The organism is Nocardia sp. NPDC050710 (assembly GCF_040654375.1).
Taxonomy (GTDB): Bacteria; Actinomycetota; Actinomycetes; order Mycobacteriales; family Mycobacteriaceae; genus Nocardia.
The window spans coordinates 1-23956 of the sequence record NZ_JBFAHV010000035.1 but is presented as its reverse complement, the minus strand read 5'-3'; the positions used below and the strand labels follow the sequence as shown (position 1 = coordinate 23956).

Sequence of the window (23956 nt, the reverse complement as noted above, 5' to 3'; positions counted from 1 at the left end):
TCGCAAGCAATCCTCACGCCTACACCGCCGCGCGCGGCACGCACGCCCACTCACCGCACTGCTCACGCCTACACCAACTCACGCCTGTATCACCGCAAGTGGTACCGACGCTCACTTCACCGCGAGCGGTGTTTACCGGCCCGTCGCGAACGGCGGGCGAAGTAGCGGCCATCCACCCGGTTCAGGGTGATCGCCTGACGGAAGGCGTCGCTGAGATTCTCCGAGGTGAGGACGTCGGTCAGCAGGCCCTGAGATACGACCTCACCCTCGTTGAGCAGCAGACCGTGCGTGAAACCGGGTGGGATCTCCTCCACGTGATGGGTGACCAGAACCATGGCGGGCGCGTCCGGATCGGAGGCCAGATCGCCGAGTCGCTCGACCAGTTCCTCGCGTCCGCCCAGATCCAGACCGGCGGCGGGTTCGTCCAGCAGCAGCAGTTCCGGATCGGTCATCAGGGCGCGGGCGATCAGCACACGCTTGCGCTCACCCTCGGACAGGGTGCCGTAGGTGCGGTCGGAGAGATGTTCGGCGCCCAGGCTTTCCAGCATGTCGATGGCGCGGTCGGTATCCACGTCGTCGTAGCGTTCGCGCCAGCGACCCAGCACCGCGTAACCGGCGGAGATCACCAGGTCGCTTACCTTCTCGTCGCGTGGCACTCGGCTGGCCACCGCCGCGGAGGACAGCCCGATGCGCGGACGTAGCTCGCTGACGTCGGTCTTGCCGAGCACCTCGCCGAGCAGATGTGCGATACCGGAGGTCGGATGCACCTCGGCGGCGGCCATACGCAGGAGGGAGGTCTTGCCCGCGCCGTTGGGTCCGAGCACGACCCAGCGTTCGTCGAGCTCGACCTGCCAGGTGACCGGACCGACGAGGGTATGTCCCGAGCGTCGGATGGTCACATCGGTGAAATCAATGAGCAGATCGGGATCCGGTTGCGGCACGCGCTCCATCTTGGACCAAATGCGCGGTGGATGTCCGACCGACCCACGCGGGCCGTGCCGATCGCGGCATTCGGCCGCGCGAACGGACCCGTCGGGTGCCATCGGCCACGCGGCCGGACCGCGCTCTATCAGCGGGAGGACCACCCTGGGTTCGGAACATCCGGGCGACGATGAAGGCCAGCGGAAGTGAGAGCACCACCCACCCGGCGAGAATCAGCATCAGTAGGAACATCGTGACGTCCTCCGGAGAAGCAATGGGGGCAGTCCTGTTTCGTCACATTTACCCAGATTTACCCGACCCACACCAGAGTTACGGGAATAAGGCGGACCGAACGCCGTAATCACCCCTTTCGGAATTTCACGGGCGACCATCACCAGGACTCCGCGGGCCGCGCGATCACCGTCAGCGAGCCGGGCGCGATTTCGGTGAAACCCGCGTCGCGCACCGCCACCGCGGAACCGGCGGAGACCTGCGCGGCCAGCGACCGCCATTGCTCCGCATCGGCCTCCCGCACCGAGCAGTGGAATCCGCGCTCGGCCCAGCGCCACGCCGACTCCGGCGATAGCGCACCGGCGAGCAGCATACTCGCGTGGCCGACCTGCGCCGCCGACTTGCCCAACGTCATACCGAGCGCCGAATTCACCCACAGCACCGGCAGTTCCGGGTCCGGCGCACCAGGCTTGTCGTGCTCGAGGTCGGTGCCGCCGATCTGCAGCCGCTTGATGCGCGGATCGACGTCAACGACCGCGCTCGGCACCAGTGCGCGCGCCTGTGCGCCATCGATCTCGACGGTGACCCCGTCCACTTCGTTCGCCGCCAGCCACTGCGCGCCGCGCGCCCGCCGCGCCACCTTGCGGATGCGCGACCGTTTCCACGCGAGGTACCGCTGCTCCCACGGCCCGCCGGGGCCGACCCGCTCATCGAGGCACACCGCCACCGAGGCGGCCGCGGCGGCCGCGAGCAGGGCGCTGCGCGGCGGCGGATCCACCTTCGGTAGGTGCAACACCATCTGCATGGCCTGCACCAGATCCGGGTCACCGGGGTCGCCCGCACCGCCGTAACCGAGGGCCAATTCCGCGTGCCGGTGCCGGAATCCCTCGATACCCGTGGACAATTCGTCGGCTACCGTGTCGCTGCCGTCCCGGAGTTCGGCGCTGATTTCCGGGATACTCATTCACTTCACCTCGACCGTCAATGCGAACTTCTGTGCGGGCTCCACACCGTGCTCCCAGGGCCTCACGTACTCCAGAACAAGCCGGCCGACGCCCGCCGCATTCCCGGTGAAAACCCAGGTTTCGCTGCCGCCCGCGCCGGGTAGCACCGGCCGGTCGGAATTCGTGCGGTAATCCGGCTCGCCCTCCTGCCGGAGCACACCCTGATCGAGGACACCCAGTCGCCACGAATAACCGGTGGACGGATTCGACGGCAGGGTCACGATCAGTCGCTGACCGGTTGCCAGCCTACGCTCCCGGCCACTGTCGGACTCCGTGACCCGGACCGCGCCATCCGCCGCCGGAGTGGTCGTCGGCGCGCCGGACGTACTGTGGCCCACATGGTCGGATTCGCCGTCGCTCCCGCAGGCGGCGACGCCGAGACCGAGACCGAGCAGCGCCAGCACCACAAGGGATTTCCGCACGAACCCTCCGCTCCACCGAATGATCAACTCGCCCAAGCCTACCCACTCGGGCACCGGGTAATCGTGGAGCAACTCCGGGACGTTATCCGGGGGACCGAACCATTATCGATCCGGTCCGGCATCAGGATTCGTTCACCGTCAACGAGAAGCGTTGTATCGCAACACCGGGAAGCTCACCCGGGCGCGGATGGCTGAGCCCGACCGGGTGGCGCCCGCTGTCAGCCGCCGACGAGGGGCACCCGGCGCACACCGCCGTCGCGAGCGTCGGCGGCTTCCACCTCGTCGCGGGTGACGCCGAGAATGAACAGGACCGCGTCCAGATAGGGGTGGGACAGGGCCGCGTCGGCGACCTCACGCAGGGCGGGCTTGGCATTGAAGGCGACGCCGAGACCCGCCGCATTGAGCATATCGATATCGTTGGCGCCGTCGCCGACCGCGACGGTCTGTTCCATCGGGACCCCGGCCTCCGCCGCGAATTTGCGCAGGGCGGTCGCCTTGAACGCCCGGTCGACGATCTCCCCGACGACCCGGCCGGTCAGCTTGCCGTCCTTGATCTCCAACGTATTGGCCTGCACGAAGTCGAGTTCCAGATCGTGCGCGAGCGGTTCGATGACCTGGCGGAAACCGCCGGAGACCACGCCGCAGCGGAAACCGATCCGGCGCAGGGTGCGGATGGTGGTGCGGGCGCCCGGGGTCAGCTCGATCCGGTCGGCCACCTCGTCGATCACCGATTCGTCCAGGCCCTCCAGCGTCGCCACCCGCTGTCGCAGCGACTCGGCGAAGTCGATCTCGCCGCGCATCGCGGCCTCGGTGACCTCGCGGACCTGCTCCTCGACCCCGGCGTGCGCGGCCAGCATCTCGATGACCTCACCCTGGATCAGGGTCGAGTCGACGTCGAAGACGATGAGTCGTTTGGCCCGGCGGGCCAGCCCGGCGCGCTCCACCGCGACATCGACCTGTTCGGCCACCGCGACCTCCGCCAGCGCGGTGCGCAGCCGCGAATCGGTGTCCGCGCCGGTATCGGTGGCGGTGACCAGCAATTCCATCCCGGTCACGGGATAGTCGGCGATACCGCGGATGGTGTCGATATTGGCGCCGAGCGTCGCCAGCTGACGGGAGACGGCGCTGAACGCCCGCGCGGTGACCGGGCTGCCCAGGATGACCACCGCGTGGGTGGACATCGGCTGCCTGCCGATCTGCGCGTCGACCTCCACGTCGACGGACATGCCGACGGTATTCATCGCCTCTTCGAGTTCGTCCTGCAACGCCTCGGGGTCGTGCGGGCAGGTGACCAGGACGCCGAGTGTGAGGCGGCCGCGGATTACCACCTGTTCCACATCGAGCAAACTCACCTGGTGTCGCGACATCGCCGCGAGCAGCACGGACGTCACACCGGGGCGATCGGGGCCGGTAACGGTGACGAGAACGATGGTGTCAGCCAAGTCGATGTGCTCCAAGTTCTGTATGCCTCTCCCTGCGCCGCGTCGCCGTTGTCGCTACCGTTCGGGACCTGCCTACCTCACCAAACGAGTGTGCACCCGCTGGGCGACCAGCAGGTGCACACTCATCGGAGAGAATGCTACTTCGTTGCTACAGCGCCCTCGTGGACGGTTGTCGCGTGCTTGCCGGAACCCCAGCCCACGTGTGCCTCGGCCCGCATGCGCTCCACCATATGCGGGTAGTGCAACTCGAAGGCGGGACGCTCGGACCGGATACGCGGCAGCTCGTAGAAGTTGTGCCGCGGCGGCGGGCAGCTGGTGGCCCACTCCAGCGAGTTGCCGTAACCCCACGGGTCGTCCACGGTGACGACCTCACCATAGCGGTAGCTCTTGAAGACGTTCCAGATGAACGGGAGCATCGAGCTGCCGAGGATGAAGGCACCGATGGTGGAGATGGTGTTCAGCGTGGTGAAGCCGTCGCTGGGCAGGTAGTCGGCGTACCGGCGCGGCATGCCCTCGTTACCCAGCCAGTGCTGCACCAGGAATGTGGTGTGGAAGCCGACGAACGTGGCCCAGAAGTGCCACTTGGCCAGGCGCTCGTCGACCATGCGGCCGGTCATCTTCGGGAACCAGAAGTAGATACCCGCGAAGGTCGCGAACACGATGGTGCCGAAGAGCACGTAGTGGAAGTGCGCGACCACGAAGTAGGTGTCGGACACGTGGAAGTCCATCGGCGGCGAGGCCAGGATGACGCCGGACAGACCGCCGAAGAGGAAGGTCACGAGGAAGCCGATCGACCACAGCATCGGCGACTCGAAGGTCAGCTGACCGCGCCACATCGTGCCGATCCAGTTGAAGAACTTCACGCCGGTCGGCACCGCGATGAGGAACGTCATGAACGAGAAGAACGGCAGCAGCACCGCGCCGGTGGCGTACATGTGGTGTGCCCACACCGCGATCGAGAGCGCGGCGATGCCCAGCGTCGCGTAGACCAGGGTGGTGTAACCGAAGATCGGCTTACGGGAGAAGACCGGGAAGATCTCCGAGACGATGCCGAAGAACGGCAGCGCGATGATGTACACCTCGGGGTGTCCGAAGAACCAGAACAGGTGCTGGTACAGCAGGATGCCGCCGGTGGCCGGATCGTAGATGTGGCCGCCCAGGTGACGGTCGTAGGCCAGGCCGAACAGCGCCGCGGTCAGCAGCGGGAAGGCGAGCAGCACGAGGACGCTGGTGACGGCGATGTTCCAGGTGAAGATCGGCATCCGGAACATGGTCATACCGGGCGCGCGCAGGCAGACCACGGTGGTCAGCATGTTGACGCCACCGAGGATGGTGCCCAGACCCGAGACGGCCAGGCCCAGGATCCACAGGTCGGTGCCGACGCCCGGCGAGTGCAGGATGTCGGTGAGCGGCACGTACGCCGTCCAGCCGAAGTCCGCGGCGCCGCCGGGGGTGATGAAGCCCGCGGTCGCCATGGTGCCGCCGAACAGGTACAGCCAGTAGCTGAAGGCGTTCAGACGCGGGAAGGCGACGTCGGGGGCGCCGATCTGCAGCGGCAGCACGATGTTGGCGAAGCCGAACACGATCGCGGTCGCATAGAACAGCAGCATGATCGTGCCGTGCATGGTGAACAGCTGGTTGAACTGCTCAGGGGACAGGAACTGCAGGCCCGGGCGCGCCAATTCGGCACGCATCAGCAGCGCCATCAGGCCGCCGATCATGAAGAAGCTGATCGCGGTGACCAGGTACATGGTGCCGAGGACCTTGGGGTCGGTCGTGGTCACCATCTTGTACAGGAAAGAACCCTTCGGCCCGGTCCGAGCCGGATACGGTCGAGTCGCTTCCAACTGAGGGACTGGTCTGGGCTCTACCGCAGTCACTGATCCTCCTGAAGATGCCTGTAGGTCGCTCCGCAGGCTCCGCTCCTCGCCTCCATTCCGTTACCGGAACAGACGACACTTCGCTTGCGCTTCTGAGATCGTAAACGGTGCTGCCCCCGCGTTCCGCACGGGTCCTACTCTCTGTCGTATTTCGTTGATGCCGTGAAAGCACCATCCGACCCGCGGAACCCGACTGGCGTGCACCGATGAGTTCCCGCCGTGGCGGCCGTCTCTATCCATGCAAGCAACCATTCGCGGTGTTCACAGGCCCTCCGTGGTTACGCAGACTGTCGCCTCCGGGCCCGTTGTTCCCACCGCGGTACCCCACCTGCGAGGAGATACCCACCATGACGCAACCGAAGGCAGGCGACCCGGTCTGGGTCGACCTCTACACCGCCGATCCGGATCGCAGCATCGCCTTCTACGGCGAACTCTTCGGCTGGACCGCCGAGCGGGCCAGCGAGGAATTCGGCGGCTACATCACCTTCCGCAAGGACGGCAAGGCCGTCGCCGGCGGGATGGGCAAAATGGAAGGCGGCGTCGAAGGCCCAGACCAGTGGACGGTCTACCTGTCCGCCGCCGACGCGCGCGCGACCGCCGAGGCGGCCACCGCGCACGGCGGCACCGTCGTCGTGCCGCCCATGGATGTGGGCGATCTCGGCGCGATGGCGGTACTGGGCGATCCGGGCGGCGCCGGTGTCGGCATCTGGCAGGCGGGCAGCTTCGGCGGGATCGAGACCGCGGCGATCGTCAACGACGGCAAGTGGCGCGATCACGACGGCGCCCCGTCCTGGTTCGAGCTGCGCACCCGCGACTACGAGACCTCGCTCGACTTCTACCGCGACGTCTTCGGCTGGAACGACACTTTCGCCATGCCCGAGGCGCCGGGTTTCCGCTACACCACGATTCACTCCACCAGCCCGATGCTCGGCGGGGTGATGGACGCGTCCGGCTTCCTGCCCGAAGGCGCACCCGCGGGGTGGACCGTCTATTTCGGCGCGGACGATGTGGACAAGGCGGTCGCGAAGGTGGTCGAACTGGGCGGCACGATCCTGTCCCCCGCCGAGGACACCCCCTACGGCCGGGTGGCCGCGGTCGCCGACATCACCGGCGCCGGCTTCCATCTGGGTGGCGACGTGGCCTGAGTGCTCACGCGACATAGCGTCCCCGGCCGCCAGCGCGGAGCCCGGCGGCCGGGCAATGTACCCTCACCCGCATGCCGGTGAGCGCTCTCGTCCGCACCCGAAACCGCACAACCGCCACTCGATACGGCATGGCCGCCGTCGCCGCGGCGTGCGCCGCGCTACTCGTGGCAGGCTGCGCCGATCAGACCGACGACGCGAGTTCGATCATCCGCACCACCACGAATATCGCGGGGGCGGGTGTGGTCGGACTGGAGCGCGACACCGCCAAGGCGTGTGCGCTGCCGACCGCACCCGATCAGACCGCGGGCACCCGGTTGGTCACCCATGCCGCGGGCGTCACCGAGGTTCCCGCCGATCCGCAGCGCATCGTCGTGCTCACCACCTCGGCGCTCGACGCTACCTGTGCGCTCGGATTGTGGGAGCGGGTGGTCGGCGCGGTGACCTCCGACGGACCCCGTCCGCATCCCGCGTACCTCGGCTACGGCGTCACCGAGATCCCCGGCGTCGGCTCGGCCGCGCAACCCGATCTCGCGAAGATCGCCGAACTGCGCCCCGATCTCATTCTCGGCGGATTACCCACGGGCACAGCGAATTTCAATGCCCTGCGGGCCATCGCCCCAACCGTCCTGGTCGGCACGCCGAACAGCTGGCAGGCCGAATTCATGGCGCTGGGCTCCGGTATGGACCGCCGTACCGCCGCCACCACCGCACTGGAGAACTACCGCGCCGAGGCCCGGAATACCGGTAATGCCCTCGCCGCCAACCAGAGTCAGGCCTCGGTGCTGCGCTTCACCTCCGATGCCATCGAGATTCAGGGCAGCGACAGTTTCGCCGGACAGGTCCTCGCCGATGTCGGCGTGCAGCGTCCCGCCGCGCAGCGCGGCCCCTCCATCGACGTGCGGACCGGTGAACTCGCGACCGAGGCCGAGGGCGACATCATCTACGTCGACTTCGCGGGCGAGGACGGAAAGACCTACGGCGAGAAGGTTCTTCGCACCGACGAATGGAAGGAACTCGGCGCGGCCACCGACCGTCGCGTCTTCGCCATCGAGGATTCCGTCTGGCACGGCAACGGCCTCACCGCCGCGCGCGCCCTCCTGACCGATCTTCAGGGCACCCTCAACGGTTACGTCACCGACTGATCTGCCGGGACCGCCGTCCAGCGGCTGTATCGCGAGCCCATGATCACGCGATCAGCGGCGGGCAAATCCGGTTCGATACGCAGACCACTCGACCACCCGATGCATAGCCACTGGGCAAACGGTGAGCGATCGATAACACCGGGCCGAGACCGCTGTGTCCACGCGAGCGCGCGTGCCGCACAATAGATTGCCGCGGGCGGGGCTCACCGACGTTTTCAACCAGGTGACACCCCTCGCCACGACACAAGGTGTTGTGCTGCATGGACTTGTCACCCACTAGTAGTAGTGTTCGGTGATAGGACTTCCGTGACGGCAACGTGCTCGGTGAAAGGGTGTGGAGGCAGGATGAAACTGATCGATCGGGTGTCGGCCATCAACTGGAATCGGGTGCCCGACGAGAAGGACGCCGAGGTCTGGGATCGGCTGACCGGCAACTTCTGGCTGCCGGAAAAGGTCCCGGTATCCAACGACATTCCCTCGTGGAACACCCTCACCGCCGACGAGAAGCAGCTCACCATGCGGGTCTTCACCGGCCTGACGCTGCTGGACACCATCCAGGGCACCGTCGGCGCGGTCAGCCTGATCCCCGACGCGCTCACCCCGCACGAGGAAGCGGTGCTCACCAATATCGCGTTCATGGAGTCGGTGCACGCGAAGAGCTACAGCTCCATCTTCTCCACGCTCTGCTCCACCCGCGAGATCGATGACGCCTTCCGCTGGTCCGAGGAGAACCGGAACCTGCAGCGCAAGGCCGAGATCGTGCTCGCGTACTACAACGGCGACGATCCGCTCAAGCGCAAGGTGGCCTCCACCCTGTTGGAGAGCTTCCTCTTCTACTCCGGCTTCTACCTGCCGATGCACTGGTCCTCGCGGGCCAAGCTCACCAACACCGCCGACATGATCCGCCTCATCATTCGCGACGAGGCCGTGCACGGTTACTACATCGGCTACAAGTACCAGCGCGGTCTCGAACTGGTCAGCCAGGCCGAGCGCGAGGAGCTGAAGAACTACACCTTCGAGCTGCTCTTCGAGCTCTACGACAACGAGGTCGAGTACACCCAGGACCTTTACGACGAGGTCGGCCTCACCGAGGACGTCAAGAAGTTCCTCCGTTACAACGCCAACAAGGCGCTGATGAACCTCGGCTACGAGGGCCTGTTCCCCAAGGACGAAACCGAAGTGAACCCGGCCATCCTGTCGGCCCTGTCCCCGAACGCCGACGAGAACCACGACTTCTTCTCCGGCTCCGGCTCCAGCTACGTCATCGGCAAGGCGGTCAACACCGAGGACGAGGACTGGGACTTCTGAGTACCGCGCTGCCGCCGTCCGACCGACGGCGGCAGCGTCGAGTTCGGGGCTACCGGCCGCCCGGGGGCGGGCCGCCCGGACCCGGGGGACGTCCGGAACCGTTGCCGGGCTGGGGGTTCTGAGATTTCGCGGTGTTCTGGGATTTCGCGGCGACACCGATGGTGAGGGAGACGGTGAGGCCGGAGGCGGGGGCGCCGGAGACGGTGGCCAATTCGGCGTCCCAGCCGTCGCCGAAGACATTGTCGGAGGACAGGGAGACTCCGGACAGATTGCGGGGGCTGGCGGCATATCCGGTGTCGTAGGCGTAGACGGATTCGCACACGTCCTGCGGCAGGGCGATCTGTGACGTGAGGCGGGCGTTCGAGCCCGCCACGGCGGAGGTCAGCGAGTCGTAGACCTCGAAGTGGATATGCGGCCAGCGCCCGCTGTAGCAGGCGGGGAAGATCGAGGTGAAGGTGACGGTGCCGGACTCGTCGGCGACTTGGACACCGCGCAGGTAGTTCTGGTCGATCGCGCCCAGGTCGTAGAGCGAATACCGGCCCTCCCGGTCGCAGTGCCAGACGTAGACGGCCATGCCCGCACCCGCCGCCCCGTCTCGCGCCAGATCGCGCAGTATCAGCTCGAGCTTCATCGGAACACCCTGCGCGGCACCGGAAAACGATCCGAAACTGGTCGTGATGTCGGAGCGGACGACACCGGATGCGATCAAAATGTTGGGTCCGTTGGATCCATCACCCGGGTAGGGCCCCGTGGTCTCCTGAGGCGTCGCCTCCACCGCGCCCGGGGCGCTGGTCGTGGTCGACGCCGCGGCATCGGCGGTTGTACTCGTGGGCGTCGAATTCGATATCGACGAGCATCCGGCCGCGACGGTCGCCGTCCCGACCGCGCCGAGGAACACCAGCGCCCGTCGCCGGGACACCATCACCTTCAGATCATGGGCCAGCCCGAGATCGTGCTCGTGCACCCCATGGTCGCCGCGGTGCGCGGGTTCTGCGCTCACAACCGGTCCTTTCGCCGCCGTCGTATCGTCCGCGATCGATCCTGTACACCGTCGCTCGGCACAGTCTGGGATACCGCTGCGAGTCCGCTGTGAGCGACGCGCCGTCGCGAGTCGCGATCGCTCACCAGCGGATGTGAGGCGAGGGCCGCCCTCCCCCACGGCCCTCGACCTCAGGCTCGACGTGACCCCCGCTCCACTCGGCGCCGACACGTGCGCCACCGCCGGGGAACTGGTACCGACCGCCCCGACCAGCTGCCGCGTGGAATCCGACACGGTGCCGAGCCGGATACCGGCCGCACCGCGCTCTCCGACGCGGACCCCCCGCGTGGTCGCGCGGCCCCCTCGGGGGTGGCCGCGCCCGCCGCCGACCAGCCGAATGTGACCCGAGGTGAGCCCACCTTCACTGTCGGCGCGGCCCACCGGCGTTGTCAGATGCCGAGCACCAGCTTGGCGGTGGTGAAGTAGATGATCAGACCGGTGGCATCCACCAGGGTGGTCACCATCGGCGCCGAAACCACCGCGGGGTCGATCCGGAACTTCTTGGCCAACAGGGGCATGGTGCCGCCGATGGTGGCGGCCCACCCGCAGATCAGTACCAGGGTGATGCCGACGACCAGCGCGATCTTCGCGCCGACGAACAGCGCTCCGATGATCACGCCCGCGGTCGCCAGCATCGCACCGAGTACCAGCCCGACCCGGCACTCCCGCCAGATCACCTTGAGCAGATCCGACCCGCGGACCTCGCCGACGGCCACCGCACGCACACACGCCGTAGCCGCCTGGGCGCCCGCGTTGCCGCCCGCGCCGATGAGCAGCGGGATGAACAGCGCGAGGTGGGCGGCCTGCTCGAGGGTGCCCTCGAAGAAGTCGGTGACACTGACCGTGAGGGTGGCCGCGAGCAGCAACAGCAGCAGCCACAGCGCCCGATAGCGCGCCAGCTGGAATACCCCGGCCGCCATATAGTGCCCGGCCCAGGGCGCGGATCCGGCCTGCTTGGCCACATCCTCGCTGTCGGCGGCCTCGATGACCTCGACCGCGTCATCGATGGTGAGCAGTCCGACCAGCCGATCCTCGCTGTCCACCACCGGCAGGTTGAGGTCGTTGGTCTCGCGCATCAGCCGCGCGGCCCGCTCCGCCGAGTCGGCGGCCCGCACGAATGCGGGTTCGGTCACCACGAGTTCGGAGACCATGGTGTCCGGCTTGCTGAGCACCAGCTCGCGCAGTTCGACAATGCCGATCAGGCGACGACCCGCGTCCACCACCGGCAGCGTGTACACCGTCTCGGCATTGGAGCCTTTGTCGCGCACCGTTTGCAGCGCCTCGGCGACGGTCAGATTACGCGGTAGCGCAACGACTTCCGGCGTCATGTAGAGCCCGACCGAGCCCTCCGGGTAGCCGAGCAGCGCGGCAGTCATCCGGCGCTCGCGCGGGCTCAGACCCGCCAGCACCTTCTTGGCGACCTTGGCGGGCGCTTCGTGCAGCATGCGGGCCCGGTCGTCGGGGTCCATATTCTCGACCAGGTCGCGGAAGCTCTGATCGCGCAGGCCCTGCAGGATCTGCTGCTGGTCGATCGGTTCGAGCTCCTCGAAGACCGCGAGCGCGAGATCCTTGTCCAGTAGCCGGAAGGCCATGCCTGCTTGCACGGCATCCATGCGGGCGAGCTGGTCCGCGATGACGTGGGGTGGGTGGGTGCCGAGCCAATCGAGCGCGGCGTCGACACGGTGGCTCTCGACGATGTCCCGCAGGGATTCGGGCAGCGTCGGGCGTACTTCGATGAGATCGGTCTGCGACATGGGTGGTCCTCAGCACAGCGGCGAGTGAACGGGTGAATCGATAGCACGAAGTCACACCGCGGGCGCCGACCCACGACCGATTAGCGAGAGAAAGAAGTTCGGTCAGTACGAAGGGGCGACGCCGCGCGGCCTTCGACTGGGAGGTTCGCTGCGCATGCAGCCCCACCTCCTCGATACCGCTGCAGGGCCGTCACCACTGCAGATTTTCCTAATGCGCCGCCGGGATCCGGACCGGCGCACAGCTTCCTCAGGAAGGATACATGGGCTGAACCGATGGTTCGCCCACGCGACCGTTTTGTGACCGAACGGCGCCCGATATTCACCGCAACGACGGCGCCGATCCACCCCGCGGCCGCCGCGAATTCCGATGCCGCGCCGGTCAGGCCGCGAAACCGCCGATCACGGCGTCCTCGACATCGGGCCAGGTGGGAGTGGGGTGGACCCATTCGGGCGCGGGCCCCGATTGCGCGCCGAACAGATACAGGTGCGCCACCAACCCGCGCAGCGCGCGGTGCACCTCGATCCGATCGTCGATCATATGTGTGATCGACAACTCGGCGCAGTGCGTCGCCTTCTCGACCCGTTTGCGGCAGAAGCGGACATTATCGCGCGGCACGCCCGTCCGGTCGTAGAAGTCGTGATGATCAAGCCACCGCAGTGTGCGCTCCTGAACGCGCGGACCGCATTTCGAGATCACCCAGGCGCGGCCCTCGAAGTGGTCGACCAGCCGGGTCAGTACCTCGAATGCGTTGGGGCTCGGCGGTGTTCGCATGGCCTCGTCGAATCCCCCGGACAGGAATACGGTGTCCGCGGCGCCGGGTTCCAGCGCCGCCCCCTGGATGACCCGGCCGAAGTCCACGCCGAGCCGGGGTTGTTCTTCAGTGTTCATAACGACTTCAGCTTGACCCACAACGCACGGCGGGGCCACCGAATTTCGATGACCGCACGCGCCGGACATTTAGATGCACCGAGCGCCGAACCATTGCCCGCGGGCCGGAGATCCTGGACAGTTCTCGCCAGGTCCGGGGCATCCGGACCCGGAACACGAGGACGACGCTATGGCCGACACCGACAGCCACGTTCGGGATCCCAGGCCGTCGAGCGGGCCATCCACCTGTTGAATTGCTTCGAGGGTGACGATCCGGAACTCTCGATCAGCCAATTGGCGCATCTGGCGGGCGTTCCGGTCAGTACCGCGCACCGGCTGGCACAGGCGCTGGTACGCGGACGTCTGCTGGAACAGGACCCGTTCACCGACCGCTACCGGGTCGGCCACGGTCTGGCGACGCTGGCCATGCCCGCCTGACCCGGCTCGGCGTCGACTCGGCCGCGCCGCATATGTACGCGCTGGCCGCGGGCATCAAGATTACGGCGAACCTCGTCGTCGCCGACTCGAGCGATGCCGTGACCGTCTGCCAGGCGCGACCACCGGTGCTGTTCTGTTCGCATCAGCTACCGCGGTCGCGTCAGCCGCTGCGCTCGAGCGCCGCCGGACGCGCCCTGCTCGCCTACTCCGCCGCGGACAGCGGCCTACGCACCGATCTGGATCTGGTGCGGCGCAAGGGTTTCGCCCTGGACGAATTCGAGGACGAGGATCCGATCCGGGCCATCGCGGTACCGGTCTTCAGCCCGGGCAGGCAGGTCTGGGGCGCCCTCAGCGTGCAGGCGCGCTCGGCGCGGCTCAACGACGAGCTGATCCGTGAGATCCTGCCCGCCATGCGCCAGATCGCCGTGCGCATCGGCGCGGTCGTCCAGAACCGCTCCGGCACAATGCCGTAGATCGAACCATCCCGATTTGTTCGCGGATTCCGGCGATCTGGGCCGAGTCTCGTCCGGTGGTCGAGTCGGATCGGTGACGTTGGAGGCGAAGGATCGGCAGCTTCGTCCTGCCGGTAGCTGTCGGTCCGTACCGTTAGGTTGTCGGTGGCGATGACGAGGGGAGCGAACATGACCGACAACAGCTGGGAGACGCTGCTGGCGCGAATTCCGTTGGTGTTGTATCCGGATTGGGACGACGACGGGGAAGTGGTGTGGCCCCGCAACGGTGAGACCGTCCAGTTGCGGGACACCGCGACTGGACAGCGAATCCTGTTCTTTGCCGATGGCAAAGGTATCGGTATCGGGCTGACGGTGCCCGAAGACCCGGCTGTGGCCGATCGAGTTCGGTCGGTGCTGCGATTGCAGCGGACGATGTTGTTCGGACAGGTGCGTGACTACGAAAACGGTGGCTGGCGGCCACTCGATTCATCATTGTGGTGGCCCGTGCCGGGTTCCGAGCACCCCGCGGTCGAGGGTCGAGACGCCGAGGTAGGCGAGCACCGGCTCGAGGAGGTTGCCCGCGAATGGCGGACGGGATGGCGGCATACCGCCGATGACCAGCGTGAGGAAATCGCGACGGCGATCGTGGCAATACTCCGCGACGGCACAGGCACCACGCCCGAACAGCTACGCATCAGCGCCTACGACAACTACGGTCCCACCGAGCCCCCATATATGGGTGAAGTGGCTCCGGATCGGCCGACGTCTCGTGGCCTACCCCCGCAATGCCAGTGAATGCCTGATCCGGGACCCTGCCGGTCCGGCACCGGGCGAACTCGATCACCGGATGAGCCGACTCGGATGGCGTTGGGCGCCGGACCATTTCGGTGGTATCGACGATCCGGCTCGGCTGGGTCCATCGGCCGGTCGCAGCGCTGCACGTCCGACCATGCGTGAGCTGGCGGCGCTGCCGGCTCGTAGCACGACGACCGGCCGGGCGCGCCTGCCCGGCCGGTCCACTCGTGCGGTCCTGGCGGCCACCTGCTCGCCCGACCGGCCTACCCTCGTATTGCACGCACGCGGCGTCGAACTATTGCCCCGAGCGCGCGGACCCGCGACAGTGTTTCGGGCCCGCGACCGCGCGTCGCTCGGCGGCCGATCCGGGACCAGGTTGTGAGCTACACACACTAAGGAGATTTCTGTGCGTTTCGGCATTTTCATCCCGCAGGGTTGGCGGCTCGATCTGGTCGGCATCGATCCCGCGTCGCAGTGGGGTGTGATGCGGGATCTGGCCCAACGCGTCGACGCGGGCGAGACCTGGGAATCGCTGTGGGTCTACGACCACTTCCACACCGTCCCGGTGCCGACCGAGGAGGCCACGCACGAGGCGTGGACGCTCATGTCGGCGTTCGCGGCCTCCACCTCGCGGATTCGGCTGGGACAGATGTGCACCGCGATGAGCTACCGCAACCCGGCTTATCTGGCGAAGGTCGCGGCGACGGTGGACCTGATCTCCGGCGGCCGGGTCGAGATGGGTATCGGCGGTGGCTGGTACGAGCACGAATGGCGTGCCTACGGTTACGGTTTCCCGTCGGCGGGCGACCGGCTCGGCCGTCTCGACGAGGGCGTACAGATCTTCCGGCAGGCCTGGACCAAGGGTGAGGCCACCCTCGACGGCAAGCACTACCAGGTCGACGGCGCCATCGTCCGACCCCTTCCGCTGCAGGACGGCGGCATTCCGCTATGGATCGCGGGCGGCGGCGAGAAGGTGACGCTGCGGATCGCGGCGAAGTACGCCCAGTACACCAACTTCAGCGGCAACCCGGAGGAGTTCACGCACAAGTCGGAGCTGCTGCGCGCCCATTGCGCCGATGTCGGCACCGACTTCGACGCGATCGTGCGCTCGTCGAACTTCAACGCCGCGATCGGCGCGACCGAGGCCGAGGTCGAGGAACGGCTGCGGGCACTGACGGACCGGCTCACCCCGTTCGTCGGCGCCGAACGCGCGCGGGCCCAGATCGACGACCTCTTCCGCGGTAGCGCCGCGGTCGGCACCCCCGAACAGGTCATCGAAAACCTCGGCCGGGTACGCGATCTCGGCCTCGGCTACGCGATCCTCAACTTCCCCGAGGCGGCCTACGACACCTCGGGGATCGAGCTGTTCGAACGCGAGAGCGCGCCCGCGCTGGCGTAGGAGTACCGACCTGAGAGATTGGTGACGCAGCTGGCCGGTGTCGTGGTGCCTCACCCATGCGGAGCACCACTACACCGTCCGGCACATCCGGCATCGGAGAGTCCGAGGGGCTGACACTCACTCGATAAATCTCCGGGTCTCCTCGTCCCAACCGCTCACTCCGGACTCTCGCAGGAAAGCCTCCCGCGCTGGTTTCTTCCGATCAGAGAGGTCGTCCAAGTGGCGAGTATCTCGGATAAGCGTCGGATATCCCCAGAGTGCACGCACCGAACCTCCCCCGCTGTCGATCTCGGTGAATTCCCATCCCGAAGGAAGCTCACCGTCCACAACGACGAACAGCTCTATCGGAAACCACGTCGGCCAGCCGTGCCCGCCCAGGACCATAACGTTCAGCCTGCCATTTGTTCCCAGTAGAATCCCGCGCACGGTGTACTCGACTCCAACAATCACCGGAAATATCGTGTTCGGCGTGTTCCCGGTGTTTCGAATTACTTCTTCCGAAAGATCACTGCCGCGCGACCCGATGCACAGGACCCTCATCGACTCTCCCACCTCTCCTAACTACAGCGAACTTCTCGTGCCATCGTCACGAGCCATCCGAAACAGTGATACTACTCCTGAATCCATTTCACGACCACGCGTCGTTGTCTCACACGATTCCGAAACTCCCGCGGGGTCCGCGTTTTACGAAGGGCGACTCCAGGGAGGCGCGTTATTCGTGGTCTACAAATTTGAAGTCATCATAGACCTGAGTATTTTTGTTGTACACGTAGTGGATGACTACGTTATTCTGCTGATCCCAATACTCCATTTTCACCCAACCGTCTTCTGCTAGAAATCGGTTCTTCGTATCTGTCATATTCACCCTCGGCTGCTCCACCCCCTTGTCGGGATTTGCCTTGGCATCCGCCATGACCTTTCTTTCGACGTCATCGATTGGCGTGGTCCGGCCTGTCGAGCCTCTCGACGCGGGAGCGCCCGATCCTTCACCTGCCACCCTTGGGTGAACTGCCGGGCCCCCGGCATTTGCCTGGGCAGGATTCGCTTGCGGCGTTGGCGCTTTTGCTTGTCCTGGCGTGTCAGGTTTGCTGTTGTTGCTTCCGAAAGTTTGGGCCGCGCCGCCGCCTGCGCCACCGCTACTACTCGGCCCCCGTCCGCCTCCTCGTGCTCCGCCTGCTCCTCCTGCTCCTCCTGGCCATACGCCTCCGCCCCCGAGGTTGCGGGGATCAGGCATAGCGGGCCCGACGGGCCCTTCGCCGGTGAGGTCAAGAGCGTTGATCGGGTCGCCGTTGACGTAGTCGTAGCTGTTGGCTGACGCTCCGGGGATGGGGTCGGTTTGCAGGAATCGGCCGAGGATCGGTAAGTAGGTGCGGGCTCCCATCTCGAGGGCTTGTTGGCTGGCGACGTGTTCGATGGGGACGGTGTGCTGGCCGAGATATCCGAAGTCCATGCCGCCCTCGGCGGTGGCCGGGATCGGGATATCACCGAAGGCGCCGGTGACCGGGTCGATGTTCTGACCGAACGGGTCGTACAGGTGGATCGGGCCGGTGCGGGCGCCGGTACCCTCGGCGGTGAACAGAATGTGGCCGTGGATGTTGGGGTAGGACCAGTTGGTGGTGTTGCTCTGGGCGTAGTTCTTGGTGAGCACGGCACCGCCGGGCAGTTTCAGCACACGCTGACGCAGGTTCGCCGATCCGTCGAGGACGAAGTCGGGGCCACCGGAGTCGGCAGTGAAACCATAACGGGTCACCTGTGCCGGGTTGGCATTGTCCTGCACCGACCGCGCCGTGATGCGGTCGTTCACGTCGCGGGTGTAGTGGACCGAGCGGCCAGCGGTGGTGGTGGTGGACATGTGCCGGCGGGTGGAGTCGTAGCCGAGGGTGTCGGTACCGACTGTGATCGCGTTGCCGTAGTTGTCGTAGGTGAACGACAGATTGGTGGCCCCGCTGGTGGACAACAACCGGTCGGCGTCGTCGTAGCAGTAGCTGGTGGTGGTCGCTGGGCCACCGTTGAAACTGTCGGAGAAGGCGGTGCGGTTGGTGTTCAACCCCGCCTTCTTGTTCGGCCCGCAGCCATCGTCAGTGGCGAAGGTGTAGGTCAACTGGTGGTGCGGCACGGTGGCCGTGACTAGGCGCCCGACACGGTCGTAGGCGTAGGCGAAGTTGTAGGTGGCACCACCATTGGCAGTGTCAGTGATGATTTCATCGGTGATGCGCTGGTCACGAGAGCGGGTCACCGCACTTGTGACCGTGGAACCAGGTGCGTTCCAGGCGAAGGTAACCATCGAGCCAGCGTCGTTGTAGGTGATCGCAAGGTTCGATCCGTTGCCGTAGGCGACGCTCTGCAGGATCCCCGCGTTGTAGCCGGGGGTGGCGACGGTGGTCCCGTCCAGGTCCAGGCGGGTCAGACGGGATGCGTCGTCCCAGTGGAGGTTCAGGGTGGAGGTGACACCCTTGACCGTGGTGGTCTCCGTGGTCTTGCGTCCGGCAGCGTCGTAGCCGGTGGTGGTGGTGACGCCGTTGGCGTCGGTATAGGAGGCGATCCGGCCGAGCAGGTCGACGACTGTGGTGGTCGATCCGCTCTCGTCGCTAACCCTCTTCTTCAGCGGGTCACCGCCGACGGCGTAGTCATAGGTGATGGTGCGGGCCGGTTGGTCACCCATCGCCGGGAACGACTTCGTGTGGGTACGGCCTCGAGCGTCGTAGCTCAGGCACGACCACGGCTCCGTGTTAGTCCTCACAGCGACAATACGGCCCGCGGCGTTGTACACAGTCTCGAGCACGTTGACCGACCCGTCCGCGTTCTTCGAGGCACGGACGGTTTTGACTCGGCCGCCCTGACTGACGGCCGCGGAGTTCGCATCACACGGGTTCGCTCGGGTTTCGCTATCCCCGTAGTACGTGGAGGTGCCACGCTTGTCGATGTTGGTGAGGTCGCCGGCTGGCAACGCTGCCGCCAGTTGGCGCAAGAACCCCTGGCCGGGCTGCTCGAACAACTTGCGGCCGGTCAGGTTCATCCCGCCCGGATCACCGGTCGTGGACACCGCTAGCCCGAACACCGGATCGATACCGTTGGCCGGATCCGAGTAGCCGGTCGCGTTCTTCTTCGACGGTGCCCGTTCGACATCGCCACCGGAGGTGTTGTAGGTGACCTGGCTGGTCTCGAGTCCGTAGCGGGGTTGCAGGTTCTGACCCGGCACGGTGACAGCGGCACCGGCACCCGGGGGTGTCCAGGTGAGGTCGAGTGCACCGGTCGTGCCGCTGCGGTTGTAGTAATCGACCCGGACGCGATGCCAGCTAGCGGATGTGGTGTTGGTGTAGGTGCCGGTGACAGCGGTGGCAGCCTTGTCGGTCCAGCTGTCGATGATCAGCACGTCGTCGATCCACAACCGGACACCGTCCACGACGGTGAACCCGAGCTTGTACTCGCCGGCGTTAGGGAACTGAAGCTCGCCGATGAACCGGCCCGACCAGCCATCACTGTTCGCGACGGGCGGGGTCGAGCCCCAGGTACGTGCCAGGCTGCCGTCGCCGGAGCCGACACCGGTCGCCCATTCCTTCGGGATACCCGCCAGGAACGGGTTGTCGTAGAACGCGGCCTCCAAACCGACCAGATTCTCGTCATACCCGTTGTGGAGGTGCGGCATCGTTGCCGCACATTCGGGCTTCGGCACTTGCCCGTTGAAACAGGCCGCAGGCGCCGGACCGTAGCTGTCGGTCATCCGGTTCGCGTGATCATAGATCAATGTCGTGCGCCGACCGGTCGTGTCGACGGAGGCTGTCAGCTTGTCTTTCGCGTTCCATTCGGAGCTGACGGTGTCTCCGGCGGCATCGGTTCTGGTGAGTTGGCGGCCGGCATCGTCCCAGTTCATGGTGCGGACACCGAGCGTATTGATCCCGGCGACATCGACGTATGCCTTCTTGCCAGGAAGGTCATATCGATAGGAATGCGCTAACCGGGGCGCGAGTGTAAGGCCGTCCGCCGCTGGCGCGGTGACCCGGATCGCCCGCGAATGTGGCGGCCGCTGAGGATCGTCGACGAAGGAGTCGTATTCGATCAGGGTGCGTTCGGTGTTGCCGGAGAACGACGTCTGTGTGGCCTGCCAATCGACAGCCAAGCTGTCACGAATCTCGTTCAGCGACCCGACACTGTCCATCGCCTTGAGCTTCTTCTCGGTGTCATTGCCGGCCTGGTCGTAATCGAGTTTCGCCGCTTCCAGGTTCGAGTAGCTGAAGTCCCGGATTTCGGAACCGGGGTTCTCGATCCGGCCGAGTGCCCCGACGATGTACCAGAGGCGGGTTTCGGTGCCGTCCCAGTATCTGATGCGGCACAGTTTCTGGGCCGGTGCCGAATATGCGCCGGTGGGAAATGTGGCTCCGCCGTAGCAGTTGTTGCTGTTGTCGGTGTTGTAGAACAACGTGTGCGACCGGCCCGACACCGGATCCTTGATCTGAGTCAACCGTGCTGGCGTCCCGCTGTAGAGGTACTGCAGCGACGCCGGTTTCTTGCTGTCTTCCACCTTCGACACCGCAGCCAGCGTGCCGTCGACGTTGAACACCGACACCACACCGTTCTCGGTGACCGAAATGCGGCCACCAGCATCGACAGCGAGAACACCGTCCTCATCCTTGGGCGGGATGTAACCACTGGCCGAGGACTTGACCCAGGTGTGTTTGCCGCCGGCGGCATCGGTGAGCACGACCGACCCATCAAGCATCTCGGCTTCGATGTAGCCGCTGTCCATCAACCCCAGCGTCCATCCACCAGGCAGGGGTGAAGGATCCTGTGCGAACAGCAAATCCGTCGTCACGATCCGGGGATTCCAGTTGTGGGTGCGCTGGGTAGTACCAGTGGTGCTCTTGGCCCACAACACCATCCGCGGCTTGTCAGTCGAGCGGTGATACAACTCGATCTTGATCGGCACCCGCTGCCCCGCGGTCAACGACACATCCGTGCTCTTCTTCGCAGTCGCCGTCGAGAAATCCGTGCCGACCGTGGCAGCGTTCGGGCTGTCGTAGACGACATTGTTGTCGACCCAGACCTTCGCACCGTCGGCATGACTGCCGGCAAAGCTGAAATCACCGGTCACCGGGGCCCGGAAGTGGCCTTCCCACCGGACGACGAACCACTGCTTGTCCAATGCGGCGGGCATCGGATCTTCCTTCCACGGAAGGTTTTCCGATACGTTGCTCCAGATGTTGCCCCAGTCCAGATTCACCTGCGATTCAGTGCGCACCATCACCGGAGCCGCGTCCGCGGCACCGTTGTGGTCGGCATCGTTGAAATACGACGCCCGCACACCGTGCACGTCTCCGCCCTGCCGCGAGTTGTATGAGAACGTCACTCCCGCAGTCCCGCCAAGCGCCTCGAACACGGGCCCTGCAGCCTCTGTATGGAGGTTGCCGTTGAACAGGTTGACCTCGACCGGCCCAACCTCGTCGGTCGGCGCCGGCCCCGGTCGACCGATGCGTTTGTCGACGGTGAAGTGTCCGACCCAGTTCGACGGCGTCGGCGTCGCCCCGGAGGAGGACACGGTCGCTACTGTCCAGGAGTAGCGGCCACCATCGCGCAGAACGTCCTTGGGGACAATCCATTTGGGTGTGTTGAGGCAGCCGGAATCGACCACGCTGCCCGAGCGGCCATCGAAACCAGTTGAAATCTTGAAGCAATACAGGGTGCCGGCTGCCGCTGCACTGGCCTCCAGCGTCGGAGTGTCGGTCGCGACGACCGCGTCCTCGACGGGGGCGACCATGTTCACCTGGGGACCAGCCGCGGGAGTGCCACCGTCGCTGTAGTCGACGACCAACGCCGCCTGCAATTGCTTGTAGGAGTAGGTGTCGGTTTCGGTACCACCCAACATGAACCACAGGTTCTTGTCGGTGGCTTTGACACGGTCACCGATCAGGTTCGTCAACGCCGATGTGCTCAGCGAACCGTTTTCACCGATGCTGGCCGACGCCAACTCCGGGCCGAGCGCACCGTAACCTAACGGCGAGGTCGCCTGATACAGGGTCACCTGCGAGGCGGGCTTCATTTCCGCGAACGGGGCGGCGAGCCTCAGGTCCATACGCGCACCGGTGATGGTCTTGCCTGCGAGCGGCTGGAGGTTGTAGCGAATCGCAGTGCGCCAGAAGGCGTTCTGGCCCTGCACAGTTCGCGCGTTGCCAGTACGGATACCGCAGTCATCCTCGGCCGTGCATGGAGCTGCGCCTTGCAGGTAGGCAATCGTCTCGGCTTGCAGGCCGAATCCGAATGTGTAGGTCGGGTCGACCACCACCGGGAACTGTCGCTCGGCAGCGGTCAACCACGCCGAGTCGACCGCCACCACCAGACGCCACGAATCACCTTGGCGGTCAAGGGAATATGTGCCGCCCGTGATGGTTCCCGCCGAATCCCACACCTGGATCGGCGGCAATGCGGCCACCACTGATCCGGAAGCGTCGGTGAATTCGACGGAATTGCCGTTCAGTCGTGGCGTCAACCCAACGGCGCCGAGGGTGAACACCCAACGTCCCTGCGCGGCCGCGGACGCGGACTCGAGGATGAGGGACTCCTTGACCGCCTCCGGAGTCACCTCGTATTTCAGGTCCACTCCGGGGAGTACATCACTGTAGGTCGCCGTCGAATCGGCTACCTCGCGACGAGACTTGTCGGCCCCCTCCAGCGCCATGGTGATCTCGGCACCGTGCTGCTCGATCCGCACCAACGCCGCCGCATCAGCCGAATCGGCAAACGACACACCGACACCGGTATGCGCCGCGGAGACCCGCTGCGAGTCCGGCTGCTCGACGAGACGGGTGTCGACCGCTGCCCAACCGCCATTGCCGTCGGGCGCGCTCACCGGGCTCCGGGACAGCACCACGGAATGCGTGCCGTCGTTGTTGGTGTACTCCACCGCATATTCCGAGCGACCCGTTTCCGTGGAAGTCGCCGAGTCGAAGCTGGAATGGCCGGCTGGCGCCGCGCCAATGCCCATCAACGGCCCGAAATCGGCTGCCGGAGTAGAAAATTCGGACTCATTGCGGAGTTTCTGACCGTCCGGTGACGACAAGAGCGGCACATCGCGCACATCCAGCGGATCCGATGTACCCCGTGACGAAACAACTACGTGCACCAATGTCGCTACCAAGAGGATGGCGAGGGCAACCGCGCCTATGCGCAGCCATGAACCGAACAGCGCACGCGGCCACCGGCGGCTTCCCCAACCAGGGGGACCCGTGAACAGCTGTCCCGTACCACTCTTCATGAACTTCGAGTGCCGGCGGAAATTTCCGGAGCGAATGGATTCGACGATTTCCTTGCTGGACATGAGTTTTGGCTGCCCTTCCACTGTCTGGACATGAAAAATCCCAAGCCCTGTACCAGGCTTGGGATCGCAGTAAACGTGGAGCCCGCTCCTCACTCAGGAGCCGGGAGAGGATCGCGACGCCTGTGCGCCGCAGCAGAACCCGTCGAACGAGCCCTCGATCCTCACGCGGATCGAGGGCTCGAGGGAGACGGGTATGGCAAACAGTGTCGAAACACCTTGCCGTTGGGATAGTTCCGGGGATACCCCGGGGAAGAGCGCACAAATATAGCGCTGCTAAAAGCTTCACCCATGAGGCGCGAAGTGTCAATACCCCGCGTTGACTCATCGAAAATGCCCGCGTAATCCCTTCGTTGCCTCATCCGAGGATGCCCGCGTGCGGCGTGGCGTCGCGGTGGATGGGAGGGGTT

Annotated in this window: 17 protein-coding genes; 7 read left to right on the top strand and 10 right to left on the bottom strand. The window is 65.7% G+C overall.

Features of this window, described 5'->3' with window-relative positions; translation table 11 throughout:
• Positions 1-116: 116 nt before the first annotated feature.
• From AB0H61_RS36140 to ctaD, 5 genes are all read right to left on the bottom strand, one after another.
• Entirely contained in the window at positions 117-950 is an 834-nt protein-coding gene (locus AB0H61_RS36140; RefSeq protein WP_357312643.1) for an ABC transporter ATP-binding protein, read from the bottom strand.
• Positions 951-1312: 362 nt separating this feature from the next.
• On the bottom strand, positions 1313-2116 hold the full coding sequence (locus AB0H61_RS36135; RefSeq protein WP_357312642.1) for an aminoacyl-tRNA hydrolase: 804 nt from the start codon (positions 2114-2116) through the stop codon (positions 1313-1315).
• Complete coding sequence (locus AB0H61_RS36130) at positions 2117-2578, bottom strand: protease inhibitor I42 family protein (RefSeq protein ID WP_357312640.1); 462 nt, start codon at positions 2576-2578, stop codon at positions 2117-2119. It abuts the gene before it with no gap.
• Between the two features lie 218 nt (positions 2579-2796).
• Positions 2797-4026 (bottom strand): phosphoserine phosphatase SerB, encoded by a 1230-nt coding sequence (serB, locus tag AB0H61_RS36125; RefSeq protein ID WP_357312731.1) that lies wholly within the window; start codon positions 4024-4026, stop codon positions 2797-2799.
• Between the two features lie 131 nt (positions 4027-4157).
• Positions 4158-5900: a cytochrome c oxidase subunit I gene (ctaD, locus tag AB0H61_RS36120; protein WP_357312637.1), complete on the bottom strand. Its 1743-nt coding sequence runs from the start codon at positions 5898-5900 to the stop codon at positions 4158-4160.
• Between the two features lie 347 nt (positions 5901-6247).
• Between ctaD and AB0H61_RS36115 the strand changes: the two genes are divergently transcribed.
• From AB0H61_RS36115 to nrdF, 3 genes are all read left to right on the top strand, one after another.
• On the top strand, positions 6248-7045 hold the full coding sequence (locus tag AB0H61_RS36115; RefSeq protein ID WP_357312634.1) for a VOC family protein: 798 nt from the start codon (positions 6248-6250) through the stop codon (positions 7043-7045).
• 71 nt (positions 7046-7116) lie between these two features.
• Positions 7117-8187: an ABC transporter substrate-binding protein gene (locus AB0H61_RS36110; RefSeq protein WP_357312632.1), complete on the top strand. Its 1071-nt coding sequence runs from the start codon at positions 7117-7119 to the stop codon at positions 8185-8187.
• A 345-nt stretch (positions 8188-8532) separates the two neighbouring features.
• Complete coding sequence (gene nrdF / locus AB0H61_RS36105) at positions 8533-9495, top strand: class 1b ribonucleoside-diphosphate reductase subunit beta (RefSeq protein WP_357312630.1); 963 nt, start codon at positions 8533-8535, stop codon at positions 9493-9495.
• A 49-nt stretch (positions 9496-9544) separates the two neighbouring features.
• On the opposite strand, the gene AB0H61_RS36100 is transcribed toward nrdF, so the two are convergent.
• The 3 genes from AB0H61_RS36100 to AB0H61_RS36090 form a co-directional block, all read right to left on the bottom strand.
• Entirely contained in the window at positions 9545-10417 is an 873-nt protein-coding gene (locus AB0H61_RS36100; RefSeq protein ID WP_357312728.1) for a dioxygenase, read from the bottom strand.
• A 506-nt stretch (positions 10418-10923) separates the two neighbouring features.
• The gene (mgtE, locus tag AB0H61_RS36095; protein ID WP_357312628.1) at positions 10924-12288 is read right to left on the bottom strand and encodes a magnesium transporter; all 1365 of its coding nucleotides are present in this window, start codon (positions 12286-12288) and stop codon (positions 10924-10926) included.
• A 379-nt stretch (positions 12289-12667) separates the two neighbouring features.
• Entirely contained in the window at positions 12668-13177 is a 510-nt protein-coding gene (locus AB0H61_RS36090) for a hypothetical protein (RefSeq protein WP_357312625.1), read from the bottom strand.
• 228 nt (positions 13178-13405) lie between these two features.
• Between AB0H61_RS36090 and AB0H61_RS36085 the strand changes: the two genes are divergently transcribed.
• The 4 genes from AB0H61_RS36085 to AB0H61_RS36070 all read left to right on the top strand — a co-directional run bounded on the left by AB0H61_RS36085 (position 13406) and on the right by AB0H61_RS36070 (position 16240).
• A complete protein-coding gene (locus tag AB0H61_RS36085) occupies positions 13406-13594 on the top strand; it encodes a helix-turn-helix domain-containing protein (protein WP_357312623.1) in 189 nt (62 codons plus the stop codon).
• Between the two features lie 32 nt (positions 13595-13626).
• The gene (locus AB0H61_RS36080; RefSeq protein WP_357312620.1) at positions 13627-14067 is read left to right on the top strand and encodes an IclR family transcriptional regulator C-terminal domain-containing protein; all 441 of its coding nucleotides are present in this window, start codon (positions 13627-13629) and stop codon (positions 14065-14067) included.
• 168 nt (positions 14068-14235) lie between these two features.
• Positions 14236-14841 (top strand): hypothetical protein, encoded by a 606-nt coding sequence (locus AB0H61_RS36075; protein WP_357312618.1) that lies wholly within the window; start codon positions 14236-14238, stop codon positions 14839-14841.
• Positions 14842-15247: 406 nt separating this feature from the next.
• On the top strand, positions 15248-16240 hold the full coding sequence (locus tag AB0H61_RS36070) for an LLM class F420-dependent oxidoreductase (RefSeq protein WP_357312615.1): 993 nt from the start codon (positions 15248-15250) through the stop codon (positions 16238-16240).
• Between the two features lie 117 nt (positions 16241-16357).
• Here AB0H61_RS36070 and AB0H61_RS36065 read toward each other — a convergent pair whose 3' ends face one another.
• Both AB0H61_RS36065 and AB0H61_RS36060 read right to left on the bottom strand, forming a co-directional pair.
• Positions 16358-16792, bottom strand: a complete 435-nt coding sequence (locus AB0H61_RS36065) for a hypothetical protein (RefSeq protein WP_357312613.1) — start codon at positions 16790-16792, stop codon at positions 16358-16360.
• 160 nt (positions 16793-16952) lie between these two features.
• The gene (locus tag AB0H61_RS36060; protein WP_357312611.1) at positions 16953-23549 is read right to left on the bottom strand and encodes a PA14 domain-containing protein; all 6597 of its coding nucleotides are present in this window, start codon (positions 23547-23549) and stop codon (positions 16953-16955) included.
• Positions 23550-23956 lie beyond the last annotated feature (407 nt).